The organism is Pantoea stewartii subsp. stewartii (assembly GCF_008801695.1).
GTDB lineage: Bacteria > Pseudomonadota > Gammaproteobacteria > Enterobacterales > Enterobacteriaceae > Pantoea > Pantoea stewartii.
In genome coordinates this window covers 1-15,320 of record NZ_VZPF01000097.1, presented here as the reverse complement: position 1 = coordinate 15,320, position 15,320 = coordinate 1, and the positions used below count along the sequence as shown (strand labels likewise).

General features: G+C 54.2%; 14 protein-coding genes. 7 read left to right on the top strand and 7 right to left on the bottom strand.

The features are described 5' to 3' along the window. The first annotated feature begins 159 nt into the window (after positions 1 to 159). The 3 genes from F7Q90_RS21895 (at position 160) to ppa (ending at position 1,709) form a co-directional block, all read left to right on the top strand. A complete protein-coding gene (locus F7Q90_RS21895; protein ID WP_006118348.1) occupies positions 160 to 528 on the top strand; it encodes a lysozyme inhibitor LprI family protein in 369 nt (122 codons plus the stop codon). Positions 529 to 628: 100 nt separating this feature from the next. Then, on the top strand, positions 629 to 1,078 hold the full coding sequence (locus F7Q90_RS21890) for a DUF441 domain-containing protein (RefSeq protein WP_006118349.1): 450 nt from the start codon (positions 629 to 631) through the stop codon (positions 1,076 to 1,078). Between the two features lie 100 nt (positions 1,079 to 1,178). Then, a complete protein-coding gene (gene ppa, locus F7Q90_RS21885; RefSeq protein WP_006118350.1) occupies positions 1,179 to 1,709 on the top strand; it encodes an inorganic diphosphatase in 531 nt (176 codons plus the stop codon). Positions 1,710 to 1,782: 73 nt separating this feature from the next. Here ppa and F7Q90_RS21880 read toward each other — a convergent pair whose 3' ends face one another. Genes F7Q90_RS21880 through tamA form a run of 3 tightly spaced genes read right to left on the bottom strand, consistent with a single transcriptional unit; the run spans position 1,783 to position 7,618 of the window. Continuing rightward, complete coding sequence (locus F7Q90_RS21880; RefSeq protein ID WP_006118351.1) at positions 1,783 to 2,136, bottom strand: gamma-glutamylcyclotransferase family protein; 354 nt, start codon at positions 2,134 to 2,136, stop codon at positions 1,783 to 1,785. A 2-nt stretch (positions 2,137 to 2,138) separates the two neighbouring features. Continuing rightward, a complete protein-coding gene (gene tamB, locus F7Q90_RS21875) occupies positions 2,139 to 5,906 on the bottom strand; it encodes an autotransporter assembly complex protein TamB (protein WP_006118352.1) in 3,768 nt (1,255 codons plus the stop codon). Continuing rightward, positions 5,903 to 7,618, bottom strand: coding sequence for an autotransporter assembly complex protein TamA (tamA, locus tag F7Q90_RS21870; RefSeq protein ID WP_170317964.1), 1,716 nt, complete (start codon positions 7,616 to 7,618; stop codon positions 5,903 to 5,905). The genes tamB and tamA overlap by 4 nt, the downstream gene beginning before the upstream one ends. A gap of 513 nt (positions 7,619 to 8,131) precedes the next feature. On the opposite strand from tamA, the gene F7Q90_RS21865 reads away from it, so the two are divergent. Beyond that, complete coding sequence (locus F7Q90_RS21865; RefSeq protein ID WP_006118354.1) at positions 8,132 to 9,451, top strand: hemolysin family protein; 1,320 nt, start codon at positions 8,132 to 8,134, stop codon at positions 9,449 to 9,451. Between the two features lie 32 nt (positions 9,452 to 9,483). Here the strand turns inward: F7Q90_RS21865 and F7Q90_RS21860 are convergent, their stop codons facing one another. Further along, a complete protein-coding gene (locus F7Q90_RS21860) occupies positions 9,484 to 9,690 on the bottom strand; it encodes a DUF1107 domain-containing protein (protein WP_003855513.1) in 207 nt (68 codons plus the stop codon). A gap of 309 nt (positions 9,691 to 9,999) precedes the next feature. Between F7Q90_RS21860 and F7Q90_RS21855 the strand changes: the two genes are divergently transcribed. Next, positions 10,000 to 10,563, top strand: a complete 564-nt coding sequence (locus F7Q90_RS21855; RefSeq protein WP_006118355.1) for a YtfJ family protein — start codon at positions 10,000 to 10,002, stop codon at positions 10,561 to 10,563. 37 nt (positions 10,564 to 10,600) lie between these two features. Here F7Q90_RS21855 and cysQ read toward each other — a convergent pair whose 3' ends face one another. Then, positions 10,601 to 11,344, bottom strand: a complete 744-nt coding sequence (gene cysQ, locus F7Q90_RS21850) for a 3'(2'),5'-bisphosphate nucleotidase CysQ (RefSeq protein WP_006118356.1) — start codon at positions 11,342 to 11,344, stop codon at positions 10,601 to 10,603. A gap of 294 nt (positions 11,345 to 11,638) precedes the next feature. Between cysQ and F7Q90_RS21845 the strand changes: the two genes are divergently transcribed. Then, positions 11,639 to 13,579, top strand: coding sequence for a bifunctional 2',3'-cyclic-nucleotide 2'-phosphodiesterase/3'-nucleotidase (locus tag F7Q90_RS21845; protein WP_006118357.1), 1,941 nt, complete (start codon positions 11,639 to 11,641; stop codon positions 13,577 to 13,579). Positions 13,580 to 13,613: 34 nt separating this feature from the next. Here the strand turns inward: F7Q90_RS21845 and fklB are convergent, their stop codons facing one another. Further along, on the bottom strand, positions 13,614 to 14,234 hold the full coding sequence (gene fklB / locus F7Q90_RS21840; protein WP_006118358.1) for an FKBP-type peptidyl-prolyl cis-trans isomerase: 621 nt from the start codon (positions 14,232 to 14,234) through the stop codon (positions 13,614 to 13,616). 220 nt (positions 14,235 to 14,454) lie between these two features. Here fklB and F7Q90_RS21835 point away from each other — a divergent pair, with 220 nt between their 5' ends. Next, positions 14,455 to 15,120, top strand: a complete 666-nt coding sequence (locus F7Q90_RS21835) for an OapA family protein (RefSeq protein WP_006118359.1) — start codon at positions 14,455 to 14,457, stop codon at positions 15,118 to 15,120. 103 nt (positions 15,121 to 15,223) lie between these two features. Here the strand turns inward: F7Q90_RS21835 and F7Q90_RS21830 are convergent. Continuing rightward, positions 15,224 to 15,320 (bottom strand): transposase domain-containing protein (locus tag F7Q90_RS21830; RefSeq protein ID WP_151160719.1); only part of this gene is annotated, 97 nt, incomplete at its 5' end.

Below are 15,320 nucleotides of genomic sequence, written 5' to 3'. Positions count from 1 at the left end.
GCTCTGGCCATGGTTCGAGCGCTGAACAGAATGACAAAGGCAGGAATGCCAGAAAGTGTCCGTATTGCCTGAAACTCTGCCCTGCTACAGGGACACTCGCCCCGAATCTGATTTATTCAACAAAGCCGGTATTTTGTTAAGGAAACAAAGGGGAAATCGATGAAAAAAAGGGTAATGTTGATAGCACTCTTGAGTTGTAAGCTCGCAGTGGCTGAGCAGTCCACGATTGATATCACGTTAAATCAATGCCTTAATCAAGCCGATACCACGCTGGCCTTGATGCAATGTCAGGATACGGCAACCCAGCAATGGGACGCGGAAATGAACGCGCAGTACAGTGCATTGATGAAAAAATTAAGCGGAGAACCCAGAGAGAAACTGCGTATCGCCCAGCGCGCCTGGCTGCGTTACCGGGAAGCCTGGTTAGCGGTGAGCCGCAGCCAACTCAACACGCAGGGCACTTTCGGCCCCGTTGCGCTGGCCACCCAGAGCACCGCGCTGGTCCGCAATCAAACCCTACAACTGTAATCTTTAGCCACTGGCAGTTGCGCGAACCCCGACGATTGTTGATTAATGTAACCCTTTAAAGTCAGTCATAACTGTCTTCATTCATTTTCAGGGAAAAACTATGGTTGCTTACGCCTCCACGCTGATCTTGATCTGCCTTGCTGTACTGAGTTACTTCGTCCACAACACCGCCGTGACCCTGTCCATTCTGATCCTGCTGATCATCAAAATGACACCGCTGTCGCAATTCTTTCCTTATGTGGAAAAACAGGGCATTACAGTAGGCATTATTATCCTTACCGTAGCCGTAATGGCCCCGCTGGCCAGTGGTTCGCTGCCTGCGTCATCCCTGCTGAAATCCTTTGCCAACTGGCAGTCGATTGTCGCAATCCTGGTAGGCATTTTCGTGGCCTGGCTGGGCGGGCGCGGCGTGAGTTTTATGAGTGTACAGCCTTCCGTCATTGGCGGATTGCTGATAGGAACAGTAATCGGCGTGGCGTTTTTCCGTGGCGTTCCGGTAGGGCCACTGATTGCTGCGGGCATTGTATCCTTGTTTGTCATGGCCAAATAGCGTTGAGGAGCATTCTGAAACGCCAAAAAGGGGGCGTACTTTCACAGTCAGTTGGCTATAATAGCCGACACTCAACATACGACGACTGAAGGAATACCCGATGAGTTTGAACCAGGTGCCAGCAGGTAAAGACCTGCCAGAAGATATCTACGTAATTATTGAGATCCCGGCGAATGCCGATCCGATCAAATATGAAGTTGATAAAGATTCTGGAGCCCTGTTTGTGGATCGCTTTATGTCTACGGCAATGTTCTATCCATGCAACTATGGTTACATCAACAATACGCTGTCGCTGGATGGTGACCCGGTAGACGTACTGGTTCCAACACCGTACCCACTGGAGCCCGGCTCAGTGATCCGCTGCCGTCCGGTTGGCGTGTTAAAAATGACCGACGAGTCTGGCGAAGATGCCAAACTGGTTGCTGTCCCGCACACCAAACTCACCAAAGAGTACGATCACATCAAAGATGTAAACGACCTGCCAGAACTGCTGCGTGCGCAGATCACCCACTTCTTTGAGCACTACAAAGATCTGGAAAAAGGCAAATGGGTTAAGGTTGACGGCTGGGATAACGCCGAAGCAGCCAAAGCCGAGATCGTCTCGTCTTTTGAGCGTGCGGCGAAGAAGTAATTCTGCCCGGCTAACGCAGGTTTACCTGAGGTAAACCGTTAAAAAACACCGTCCAGTTGGACGGTGTTTTTATTCAGACTTCCGACGCCTCATCACGCTTCAGCCAGTCTCCACTCTGGATACGCTGGCGACCCGCGACCGAACGCTGATAGACATAAAGCCACGCACTACCAAACGGCGTCTGAATCAGATGGCGTTTGTACTCACCACCTTTGGTCCGAAGCGCATCTAACTCGGCGAGAATGGAGGCATCAATTCGGTAGACTTCGCAATATACCGTTCCTTCGCCCGTGATCACGCCAGGATAGTGACCCAGACTGTAGAGTTCATAACCCTCAATCTGGTGATCACCCAACCATTGCGCATGTGTCATCCAGTGACTGTTTCCCTGTTTGCGCCGTAAACTGCCATAGACAATTATTCGCATTACTAAAACTCAAACTGATAGAGCAAATCAAGAGCCTGATCCACACCGGACACGGCTTCCAAATAGAGTTTGGGCATCAGTCGGTAACGTAAGGTTAACGTTGCCAGTGAATCAAAGATGCCAACCCCGTATTTTACTTGTAGACCCGGCAACACATAGCCGCTGACCTGTACCTGCTGACTGTCGCCAACGCCGGTCGTATCAAGGGCAAGATTACTGACACCGAATGTCTCGCCGATTTTACCCACAACCTGCCCACTTTGTGCAACCCCTAAGCCGACTAACGCTGACGTTAACGCGTTACTGTCGCCGTCGCTATTCAGCCCCTGACCGCGTAACAGGTAAGAAAGAGCCTCCTGCTGTGACATCGCCGGATCGGAGAACACTTCCACTTTCGGCTCATCCGCCAGCCCCGTAACGCGCAATCCTGCCGTTACGCCATCCTCGGTCGCATCCGGATTACGAATCGCTTCCAGGTTGAGATAAGGCTGGTCTGGCGGGCCCGCAAACTGCAGCTCGCCTTTACGCACGATCAAGTCCTGACCGTAAGCATGGAAACGGCCGGATGGAATATTGATCTGTCCGTTGAGTCCCAGTCCTGATTTATCCTGGACCATTTTCAGATCGCCATTCAGACGGGCTTTCAGTCCAAAGGCCGACAGACGCACGTCGTTTCCAACATGAATGGTCAGGTTACTGTTAATCGGTATTGAGGCCGTTTTAGGCGCAATCGGTTTAAGGTTTTTATCCAGCATAACTTCATCAGACGATACGCCGACTGCGCTCTCAGGAACCTCCTGTACCGTGATATGTGCCCAGGGAATATCGACGCGCCCGTCAAGATTAAAGGCGGCTGGCGTGGCTTCAAATACCACATCCGGCGACACATCCATGCGCACCATTGGCGGCACCGTGACACGGACCCGGCTGCCTTTGGCGGCTACGCGCGCACGCCAGTTATCCAGCTGGCTCCAGTCCGCATCGCCGCTCAGGTTGATATTGCCCTGTGCGGTCTGTAGCAGGCCATTCAGCGTCGAACTCATGCCGTTAAACACCATGTTCAGACTGGCACTGGTCAGATCCACCGGCATGAAGTTGCCTTTCACATTCACATCTTTCAGACCCAGTTGCCCAAAAAGCTGCGGCTGCTGCACTGTGCCGCCCAGGCGCAGATCGCTGTTCAGCAGGCCTTTGATGCTCTCGCCCTGCATTAAGGCGGGATTGATCATCGCCAGCGAGATATTGCGGATATTGACATTGCCACCCAGCTCACGGCGCTGTTGCGGATCGGTAATCTGCACATTGCCATCCAGTTGGCCGTTATTGACGAGGCGAATCAGCCAGTCGAGCTGTGCACGTCCGTCCCGCAGTGCCGCATTGACATTAATTGTGTTAAACGCGATGGGCAGCGTATTGCCCTGCACATCCTGCGCGACTTTCACATTATTACTCTTCAGCGCCAGCGTCCCGACGGGCAGTTTGCCATCCGCCGTCCAGTTAACGCGGGCATCACCGCTGAACACGCCGCTCAGTTGGGTCTGGTCAGTCAGGAAGGGTTTTAGCATCGCCAGATCGAAGCGGTTTAATACCACATGAGCGTGACCGCTGGGGCCGGCTTCAATCGGTTCTGGCACACAAAGCTGCGCGTTGGGGTTTTGCCAGCAGTGCGGGCCGATTGACGCAGTCTGCTTCTGATTAACATAGTCGATCGCCATAGCGCGCGTCAGACGCCATTCCCCGACGGGCGTATTAAAACGCGTATTGTTAAGGCTGCCTTTCCATGTCTCCGTCTGGCGGTCAAAGCTACCGTTCAGCGCGAGCTGACCCGATACCGGCTCGCCCTGCACGTTAAGTTTAAGCTGATGCTGCTTTTCGTCGCCATCAGCATTGAGCGTCAACAGATTAATGTTAAGCGCATCCTGCTTCAGTTGTTCAACGCGCAACTGCAGCTTACCGGCGATCTGGTCGCTGGAGCGTACATCGCTTTTCAGCGTTACGCGCCGGACCAGCAGTTGCTGCCAACGTAAGCCAGTGGCCGTCAGATCCGCCAGCAGCTGAGGGGCTTTCAGCGATCCGCGGGCTTTGATATCCCCTTTGACCACACCGCCAAGTCCCGGCAATGCGTTATCAAGATGGGGGGCATCCACGTTGGCATCCAGGTTCAGCGTTTCGCCCAGACTGCCTTTGATATCCAGATGATTGCGGCCCAGCGCAATCTTAATACCCGGAATATCCCACTGGTTGTAGCTGTTGCCCCGTAATGTTCCGTCCGCACTGACCGCGTTCTGTTTGACGTTACCCTTCAACATCAGTTGCGGCACACTCAGCTGCCAGCTGCCGCCATACAGGCTACCGCGCGTAGTGATTTTACCCTCCAGTCTGGCTGGCCAGTCCGGATACTGGCGGGCGGTATTGATGCCCGCCAGCGTCAGTTCACTGCGCCAGCTGATGGCTTTGCTCCAGTCCACCAGCGCCGTCAGATCGATAGTGCCCTGTAACGCTGCCACACGCAGCTTGTCCAGGCTGAACTGTTCAATATTCCCTTTACCGTCCAGCGTAATCGTGGCAGGCGGCACCGCTTCGCCTTTCACCGCCGTGCGCAGCGACATCACGTAGTCGGTCGCCTTGCCTTTGAACTGATAGTCGAGATTGTCCGCCTGGTACTGAACCGCCCCGGTGAGCGGCCAGCGCAGTTGCGGACTGGTCAGGGTTAATGCCAGCGGAAGACCGGCAACGGCAGGCTGAGCGCGGGCATCCAGCTGCGCCCTGACCGGGCCAGAGAGGTTGAGCGCCAGCTTCAGCTCGTCACGCATCGCGCCCTGTAAGGTCAGACTCAGCTTTTCCCCTTTAACCGGATCAACATTCACATCGCCATTCAGGGCAAAATCAACGGGCCAGTTATCTGCGAGCGTGGCCTGGCCGCTGCCGTTGAGCCTGCCGAGGTTTGAGTCCACGTCCAGCGTTTGCAGTTGTATATGGCGGTCAAGCGTTTTGGCCTTCACACGCAGCTGATTCACAACGATATCGGTATCGCCGGTAATGCGGAGCTGTTCGCCCACGATGTCCTGAACATCGATATCCAGCGGTAACTGGAAGTCCGGCAGTGTCGGTAGCAGGGGTTTGGCAAACATCGCCTGCAGCGTTTCGCCCAGCGGCTTCTCGTTTGGCTGCGGCTGCTGTACTTTCGGATCGACCACCTGCTCCTTCGCGACCGCTGCCGCTTTAGGCAGCGCAATTAACAGGCTTTGAATGTGGGTAGGATTCAGCGTTAACGCGCGCGCCTGCCAGTGTAAGCCGGTGGAAAAATCCACCAGCGAAATCGCGGTATCATCGACTTTCACACTGATGTTATGCAGCCCGACGTGGCGCAGGCTGATGGGGTACGGCGTACTGAGATTGGTCGCGCTGTTATCGTCTTCGGGTGCCGCCGCCGACGGCGTCATCTTTTTACTGTCGACGACCACACTGATATCTTTTAGCGTCAGGTCATCGACGCAGACCGACGAGTGCAGCAGGCAATTGAGATTTACCGCCAGATGGATATTGCCCGCGTTAACGCTGACGCCCGGCATGTCGTAACGCAGACCGCTGAGCGTAAGATTACGCCAGCCGCCATCCACTTTGTTGATGGATAATCCCGGTACCCAGCGCGACGCGCCGTTTAACACTAAATGCAGGCCCGGCGTCGTACCAATCAAAAATGCCACGCCAGCCAATAACAAGACCAAAAAAATCAGAAAGCCAGTCAGGACCTTTTTCCAGCGCTTCATAGTTCAGGCCCCAATCCTACGTAAAATTGCAAACCGTGCTCCTCCCTGTCGCCAATGGGACGCGCAATATCAAACTTAATGGGCCCCACAGGCGATGCCCAGCGCACGCCGATACCGGCACCGGTTTTAATATCGCTTTGGCTGATGTCATTGACGGCCTCACCGGCGTCAACAAACACCGCGCCCCACCATTTTCCGCTGACGTTGTACTGGTATTCCAGTGAACCGGTGGCCATTTTTGAGGCCCCGGTCAGTTTGCCATCACTGTCACGTGGCGAGACGTTTTTGTACTTATAGCCGCGAATACTGCGGTCCCCCCCGGCGAAGAAGCGCAGATCCGGCGGCACCTTATCGAAGTCGTTGGTTTCAATCCATCCCACCGTGCCGCGTGCAATAAAGCGGTTCTTTTCGCCCAGCGTACGAATCCAGACGTTTTGCGCCTGCAGGATCAGGAAATCGACATCCGATCCCCAGGTGGTATCGGACACATCGACAGAATAACGCTGCGAGTCGCCCCAGGTCGGCATCAGGCCACCGCGTGAGCGCGTGCGGTTCAGACTGACGCCGGGATAAAGCAACATCGTGGTATTGGTGACATTCCCCTGGGTAAAGTGGTCAAGGCTCCAGCGCAGATTGACGGCCCTTTGCCAGCCACTGCTGCTGTCCCAGTTACGCGATACTGCCAGCGTGCTGGTGTCCGCTTTGGTGTCGTTCAGATCGGTGCGTTTGAGCCCGCCTGAAAAAGTGTAGTACTGCTCCAGCGGGCTTTTGAGTAACGGAACTTTGTAGCTGAGATCCACCTGCTGCTCAGGCGCAGAAATATAGGCACTGGCCATCATGCTGTGGCCACGGTCGTTAACCCAGGGCTTTCTCCAGGTGCCTTTCAGGCGCGGCCCGACATCCGTCGAATACCCGACACCGGCTTCAACAATATTTTTTGCCCGAGGGGAAACGGCCGCATTTAACGGCAGGACTTTGGTTTTGCGTCCCTCTTTAAATTCCGGCGCGACGACCACCGACTGGAACCACCCCGTCGCCGACAGGCGGCGATTCAGTTCAGCCAAATCACGGGAACTGTAATAGTCGCCCTTTTTAAACGGCACCAGATTTTGCAAATAGGCGTCACGGATCTGTGAGCCCTGGAAGGTGACATCGCCGAAGCGGTAACGCGGTCCGCTATTGTAGTCGATATCCCAAAAGGCTTCGTGGCGCGCCACGGAAACGCCTAACTGACTTTTTTCAAATTCGCCATCGAAATAGCCGTTGCGCAGCGCCAGGTTGGTAAAGCCACTTTTGAATTTATCGTACTGACCATGATTAAGGATTGTGCCAACTTTAGGGCGGCCCTGGGCGATCCAGTTTTTATAGTCCGCATCGTTTTTTGCCTGACCGGTGACAATGATCGTACTACCGGCAATCTTTACCGGCTGGCCAGGCGTCACGCGCGCGATGAGCACTGGACGGCCACCTTGCGCAGGGGCAGGGCGTGATTCAAAGTCGATATCAGGCTCATAGTAGCCGAGCGCGCGAAGCCCTTCTTTGATAGCGGCCGATACGCGCGCGCGGAAACGGCTATCGTTGGTGACTTCGTCGCTGCTGATGGTCGACAGGCGTGCCCTGACGTTTTTTTGCAGTTCGCCGGTCAGCCCTTCAAGCTGTAGTCGAACCGGTGCCGCCCCAAAGGCGGGCGCGACGAGCAATAAGCCCGCCATGCAATAAACATAAAATCGTGGCACCTGTACTCCTGTCTCTCATGCCCGCCCCATTCCGCAGGGCGCGTGTTAATCCTTGTTGCCGTCACAATCGCAACGGCAACTTACTCATCATAGCCGCACTTTTTGCCAAAGGGCAGTCTGTAACGCGTTCTAAGTCAAATTGCGCATTATTGTCGGTAAAACGGACGCACGATACAACGACCTTGTTGTCCAGACAGGCCGCACGCCAGTAGACCGCTCTCCTGCATTACACATGCATCCTGAGCTGAAAACCTCATTATAAGCCACTGTTTGCCCTCTGGCGGCGGCCTCCTCGCTGCTGCTATAATCACCCACCGCAGGCATCCCGCCTGTCTTCATTTCTGCCCCTTTCCCCTTACAACCTTGTCGAACGGGCGCAGACATTTTTGGCACGGATAGCTCCTCTGCGTCGTACGTACAGGGAAGAAGCGCATCAACCGCACGCTGCCCAGGCCAAAAATGACAAGTGGATAACTCTTTGGATTACTTATGCTTGATAGCTTACTTGTCATTCTGCTACTGATCGTAATCAGTGCCTTTTTTTCTCTCTCCGAAATCTCGCTGGCTGCCGCCCGCAAGATTAAGCTGAAACTGCTGGCTGACGAAGGCAACGTTAACGCTCAGCGGGTATTGAAGATGCAGGAAACGCCCGGCATGTTCTTCACCGTGGTGCAAATTGGCCTGAACGCCGTGGCCATTTTGGGTGGTATCGTTGGTGATGCGGCCTTTTCCCCGGCATTTTCCGCCCTCTTCAATCGCTTTATGTCTCACGAACTGGCCGAACAGCTCAGTTTTATCTGCTCATTCACCATCGTCACCAGCCTGTTTATCCTGTTCGCCGACTTAACCCCAAAACGGGTAGGCATGATCGCGCCAGAAACCATTGCCCTGCGGATTATCAATCCCATGCGCTTTTGTTTACTGATTATGCGGCCGCTGGTCTGGCTGTTTAACGGCCTGGCCAACGTCTTTTTTCGCGTCTTTAAGCTGCCGATGGTACGCAAAGACGATATCACGTCCGACGATATTTACGCGGTTGTGGAAGCCGGTGCGCTGGCTGGCGTGCTGCGTAAGCAGGAACACGAACTGATTGAGAACGTGTTTGAGCTGGAATCACGCACCGTGCCCTCCTCCATGACGTCACGTGAAAATATCGTCTGGTTTGATCTGCACGAAGACGAAGTCAGCCTGAAAACAAAAATCGCTGAACATCCTCACTCGAAATTCCTGGTCTGTAATGGGGACATCGACCACATCGTTGGCTATGTCGATTCGAAAGAGCTGCTGCTGCGCGTACTGGGCAATCAGAGCATGGCGCTGAACAGCGGCGTGCAGATTCGTTCCGCGCTGATTGTTCCGGATACCCTGACGTTGTCTGAGGCGCTGGAAAGCTTTAAAACGGCGGGCGACGACTTCGCGGTCATCATGAACGAATATGCGCTGGTGGTCGGTATCATTACGCTGAATGATGTGATGACGACGCTGATGGGCGACCTGGTGGGTCAGGGCATGGAAGAACAGATTGTTGCGCGCGATGAAAACTCCTGGCTGGTGGAAGGCGGGACGCCGATTGATGATGTTATGCGCGTGCTGGATATCGATGATTTTCCGCAGTCGGGTAACTACGAAACGATTGGCGGCTTTATGATGTATATGCTGCGTAAAATCCCGAAACGTACCGACTTTGTGAAATTTGCGGGCTACAAGTTTGAAGTGGTCGATATCGACAGTTACCGCATTGATCAGCTGCTGGTGACACGGATTGATGAACGACCGCCGATGCTGAACGTGACGAAAAGCGAAGAATAGAAACACTCAGGGCGCCATCGGCGCCCTGTTTTTTAGTTAAACTCTAGCTTGAGACGAACGACCTGGCGGTTAATTTCTGACATCACGCTCAGGTGCTGTTTGTCTTTGACCCGGGGGATCAGGACTTTACCTTTATCAAACTCAAACGCGCCCACATCCTTGATGTACAACCTTCCTTTAAACAGCGTCTTAACATATTTTGCTATCTGTAGCGGATTATAGCGCTGGAAGATTTTCATACTTCTTAACTCCTTAATTTTTAAGCACGCTTCACCGTTGCCAAATTCGTTACGGGTCCATGAAGCGCGAATGCGAGATAAATTATAGAACACTCTGCTTACTTCGCACGACCAGAAATAACTTTTTTTACCGTGCTGACAGCACATTACAGAATACTCTGTTATTTACTTTTCACTATTCAGTATAAACCTTCGTTCGTTACAGAATTGTGTGGTTGATAACAAAGCTGACAGCTTTTTGAGACAGCCGCATCATCCCTGCTTACTATTACAGTTGGATGACTAACTGGTCTGATCACTGGAGAAATAATGAGGCGTATCACTCTGGCCGCACTGGCCTTGTCACTGCTGCTTCCTGTAAGTGCGTTGGCCCACAATCTTGAGACGGGAAAACGCGTGCCGCCCGTGGGCGTCAATGACAAAGGCGAGTTGATCCTGGCGCAGGAAAAATTCAGTTATCAAGACTGGAACAGCGCGCAACTGAACGGAAAAGTACGTGTCATACAGCACATTGCAGGCCGCTCATCGGCTAAAGAGATGAATGCAGCGTTGGTTGAGGCCATCAAGTCAGCGAAACTGTCACACGATCGCTATCAGACCACCACGATTGTGAACACCGATGATGCCATTCCCGGCACCAGCCTGTTTGTTCGCAGCAGCATTCAGAGTAATAAAAAGCAGTATCCGTGGTCGCAGTTTATCGTCGACAGCAAGGGCAATGTGCAGCACGCCTGGCAGTTGCAGCAAGGCGGATCGGCCATTGTGGTGCTGGATAAAAACGGTCAGGTGAAATATGTCAAAGACGGGGCACTGACGCAGCAGGAAGTCAAAGAAGTCATTACGTTGTTAAAAACGCTGTTAAAAGCACCCTGACAGGTGAAGTCGGGAGGCGAGTGCCTCCCGTCTGACGTCAGAACAGCGATACACGGAAGCCCGGATTCAGGAAAGATTCACGCGGCGCATAATCCAGCGTTCTTCCCTGCCAGTCGTGGACGTGGGCACCTGCCGCGACAGCAACGGCATGACCCGCGCCGGTATCCCAGATATTGGTGGGTCCAAAGCGCGGATAAAGCTGGGCCTTACCTTCAGCGACCAAGCAAAACTTTAACGATGAGCCGGTTGCCACCGTCTGATGTTCCCCTAGCTGCTTCAGGTACTCTTTCATCTCATCATCATCGTTGTGGGAACGACTCACCACCACCAGCGGTGGACGTGCATCCAGAACGTGAATCTGCTGCTTTTCTCCGCCCTCTTCCTTCCAGGCTTTACCTTCTGCTGCCGAGTACATCACGCCCAGCGCAGGCGCGTACACCACGCCAATGATCGGTTTGCCCTGCTCGATCAGCGCAATATTGACCGTAAACTCACCATTGCGTTTGATAAACTCTTTGGTGCCGTCAAGCGGATCCACCAGCCAGTAGCGCTGCCAGTGCTGACGGACTTCCCAACCGGGCGGATCTTCCTCTGACAACACCGGAATATCCGGTGTCAGCTGTTTCAGGCCCTTCACAATCACATCATGCGCGGCCAGATCGGCTGCTGTGACGGGCGAATCGTCTGCTTTATGCGAAACATCAGCGGGAACCGAACCGTTATAGACCTGCATAATCGCGTCGCCTGCCTCACGCGCCAGTTGGCTTATTTGCTCTAACATTTGTCACCTCATGTATGCGAATGCTACGCGTTAACTGTTATGCCTGTTGGGGTACATTTTAGCAGCTTCATGCTCGCCCCTGGTTTCAGGTAAACATTTTGAATCCTTTTTCAGCTATATCAACACAATAGCCCACAATGGCAAAGACCTCTTTTCACGCTGGCCTCTGCACTGATATGACTGAAGCAGCACCAGTCAGGCTCAAAACGTTATTTGCATCACGTTTTAATCTGCCCTTTCATCAGCCTTTTACATTACTTTTGTAGCCTTGATCTTTTAACGTTGGGAGTGAACATGGTTAAGGCGGGAATGATGTTACTGGCACTGAGCGTTTCAGTTGCAGCACAGGGAGCCACCGTGGATTTACGCGTGCTGGAAACGACCGATCTGCACAGCAATATGATGGACTTCGACTATTACAAAGATACGCCCACAGAAAAATATGGTCTGGTGCGCACTGCGTCCCTGATCCATGCCGCGCGTCAGGAAGTCACGAACAGCGTGCTGGTGGACAATGGCGATCTGATCCAGGGTAGCCCGTTAGGCGACTATATGGCTGCAAAAGGGCTCAAACAGGGTGAAGTCCATCCCGTCTATAAGGCGATGAATACGCTGGATTACAGCGCGGGAACGCTGGGCAATCATGAATTCAATTATGGTCTGCCCTATCTGCAAAAAGCCCTGGCGGGCGCGCATTTTCCTTACGTCAATGCCAACGTCATCGATCTGAAGAGCGGTAAGCCACTGTTTACGCCTTATCTGATTAAACCCACCACAGTGACCGATCGCGACGGCAACACGCAGACGGTGAACATCGGCTATATCGGCTTTGTCCCGCCGCAGATTATGGTGTGGGATAAAGGCAACCTGCAGGGCAAAGTGCGGGTGGACGATATTACAGAAACCGCCCGGCGCTACGTGCCCGAAATGCGCGCTAAAGGAGCGGACGTGGTTGTCGTATTAGCCCATTCAGGGTTAAGCAGCGAGCCGTATCAGGCGATGGCAGAAAACTCGGTTTATTACCTCAGCGAAGTTCCGGGCATCAGTGCCATTATGTTTGGTCATGCGCATGCCGTATTCCCCGGGAAAGAGTTTGCGGGGATCAAAGGTGCAGACATTGAGAAAGGAACATTAAACGGTGTGCCTGCGGTCATGCCCGGCATGTGGGGCGATCATCTTGGTGTGGTGGACCTGGTGCTGAGCAAGGAGGGCGATCACTGGCAGGTGACAAGCGGTACCGCGCAGGCGCGTCCGATCTACGATATCGCGCATAAAACTGCGCTGGCTGCTGAAGATTCTGCACTGGTTAAGGTTCTGAAAGACGATCATGATGCCACTCGCACCTTTGTCGCCCAGCCTATCGGAAAATCTGCGGATGTGATGTACAGCTATCTGTCGCTGGTGCAGGACGATCCTACTGTGCAAATTGTGAATAACGCCCAGCGCGCCTACGTCGAGCATTTTATCCAGGGCGATCCCGATCTGGCGCACTTGCCGGTACTGTCTGCCGCCGCGCCGTTTAAAGCCGGGGGACGTAAAAACGATCCTGCCAGCTATGTGGAAGTTGAGAAAGGCAACCTGACCTTCCGCAACGCAGCCGATCTCTATCTGTATCCGAATACGCTGGTGGTGATGAAAGTCAGCGGCGAGCAGGTGAAAGACTGGCTGGAGTGCTCTGCGGGTCAGTTTAACCAAATCGATCCGACCAGTCGCCGCACACAGCCGCTGATCAACTGGAATTTCCGCACCTATAACTTCGATGTGATTGACGGCGTGAGCTATCAGATTGATGTCACACAACCCGCCCGTTACGACGAAGAGTGCAACCTGATCCATCCGGACGCGTCACGCATTAAAGATCTTCGCTGGCAGGGAAAACCCATCGATCTTAAGGCGACCTTCCTGGTGGCAACCAATAACTACCGGGCCTACGCGGGCAAGTTTGCCGGAACGGGCGACAAATACATTGCCTTTGCCTCGCCTGATGAAAACCGCGCGATTCTGGCGGCGTATATCAGTGCCGAAACCAAAAAGCACGGTGAAGTGCGCCCACAGGCGGATAATAACTGGCGACTGGCTGCAATACCTGCCGCGCAGCCTCTTGATATTCGCTTTGAAACCGCACCCGGCGATAAAGCCACACACTTTATTCAGCAGCATGCGCAATATCCCATGAAGGCGACAGGGAATGACGAGACGGGATTCGCTCTCTGGCAGGTAAACTTACAGCAGTAGAGGGGTAAGGGCGGCATCGCACCGCCCTTTATCCTTACAGGATTTCCAGCAGCTCAACTTCAAAAATCAGGGTGCTGAATGGCGGGATGGACGCGCCCGCTCCACGCTCGCCGTAGGCGAGGTTGTGGGGAATCACCAGTTCCCACTTCGAGCCAACCGGCATCAGCGTCAGCGCTTCGATCCAGCCCGCAATCACGCCGGTTACCGGGAATTCCGCCGGCTCGCCACGTGCAACAGAGCTGTCAAACACCGTGCCGTCGATCAGTTTACCGGTGTAATGCACGCGTACGCGGTCCTGGCGCGAAGGAATCGGGCCTTCGCCCTGCGTAATCACGCTGAACTGTAAACCTGACTCGGTGCTGCTGACGCCTTCACGCTGAGCATGGTCCTGCAGGAAAGCCTGGCCTTCTGCGGCCATGGCTTCCACGCGCTCACGACGCACGCTTTCCGCACGCTCATGTACTTCACGCAGGGCGCGATGTACCACATCGACAGGCACCGCAGGTGAGTTCCCTTCCAGCGCGTCGCGCAGGCCCGCGAGCAGTGCTTCTGGCTGCAGCCCCTGCAGACCAGATTCCAGCAGCTGCTGGCCAACCTGTAAACCAATACCGTAACTTGCTTGTGCTTCGACGCTGTCGAAAGAAGGGGTAGTCATCTTCGTTCCTTTCACTCTCGGATATAGTAAGACGGGCAGCATAACAGCGCAGGCCGCTGGCGTAAAATCCGCAGCGCTACAGATGACTTTTGTCGGCGAAAGAGAAACAATACGCAGGTCAAATTTACCAATGCTGGCAGGCACTTCGCGTCCACATTGCCCATACTGTATAAGTGACAAGTTCCCCCTTGTCAGTGGCACTATAAGAAAGAGAGAGAATATGGGCCAGATAGCCCCTCGTCGCCGCAGGACGCATGCACTGCGTATTTTAACCCGGTTACAGAACTTACTGCCGCAACGAACGCGGTCGCAAGGTGCCGGAGCGGAGGAACCCGATATGACTTCAGACGTCCCGTCTCGCCTGCCCAGCTGGCTGTATCGCCTCTGGCATTTTACAGACGATATTCGCTGGATGGACCCGCTCCCGGCTTTCCACCGTCGGGGGATCGTCATTGCCGTCATCATACTGCTGCTGGCCTTTCTCTGGCCCTCCAGTACGCCGCAGTATCCGGTCGAACGGCCTGTGACACCTTCGGCCGAAAAAGACGTGCCGATGCAGGCGGATATCTACGATAACAAACCGTCTCGCTCCTCTGCCCAATCCGAACCGAAGGCGGACACGCAGGGTGACTGGCACAGCTACCAGATTGCCGCCGGGCAAACGCTGGCACAGCTATTCCGCGACAATAATCTGCCGGTCAATGATGTGTTTGCCATGGCACGCGTTGAGGGCAACGATCAGCCGCTCAGTACGCTGAAGCAGGGGCAGCAGGTGAAGATCCGTCGCGATGCGAATGGCGTCGTTACAGGCTTAACGCTGGAGGGCGCTAACGGTCCTGTCCTGTTTACCCGCCAGCCGGACGGCAGCTTTTTACGTGTAAAATAAGTCCTCCCCGGTGGCGGTCCGTCACCGGTTGCGCCCTTCATGGCCGTCATTTTATTTGCCCGCCCGGTTTCCGGTAAGCGTCGCATTCAGACCGTATTGACGTTCAGGCAGAGGGAAGCTCGACCTTCCATGGCAGCAGATCGCGGACCCGGTTCACCGGCCAGTCCTGTATATGACCGATGACGTAACGCAACCACGTC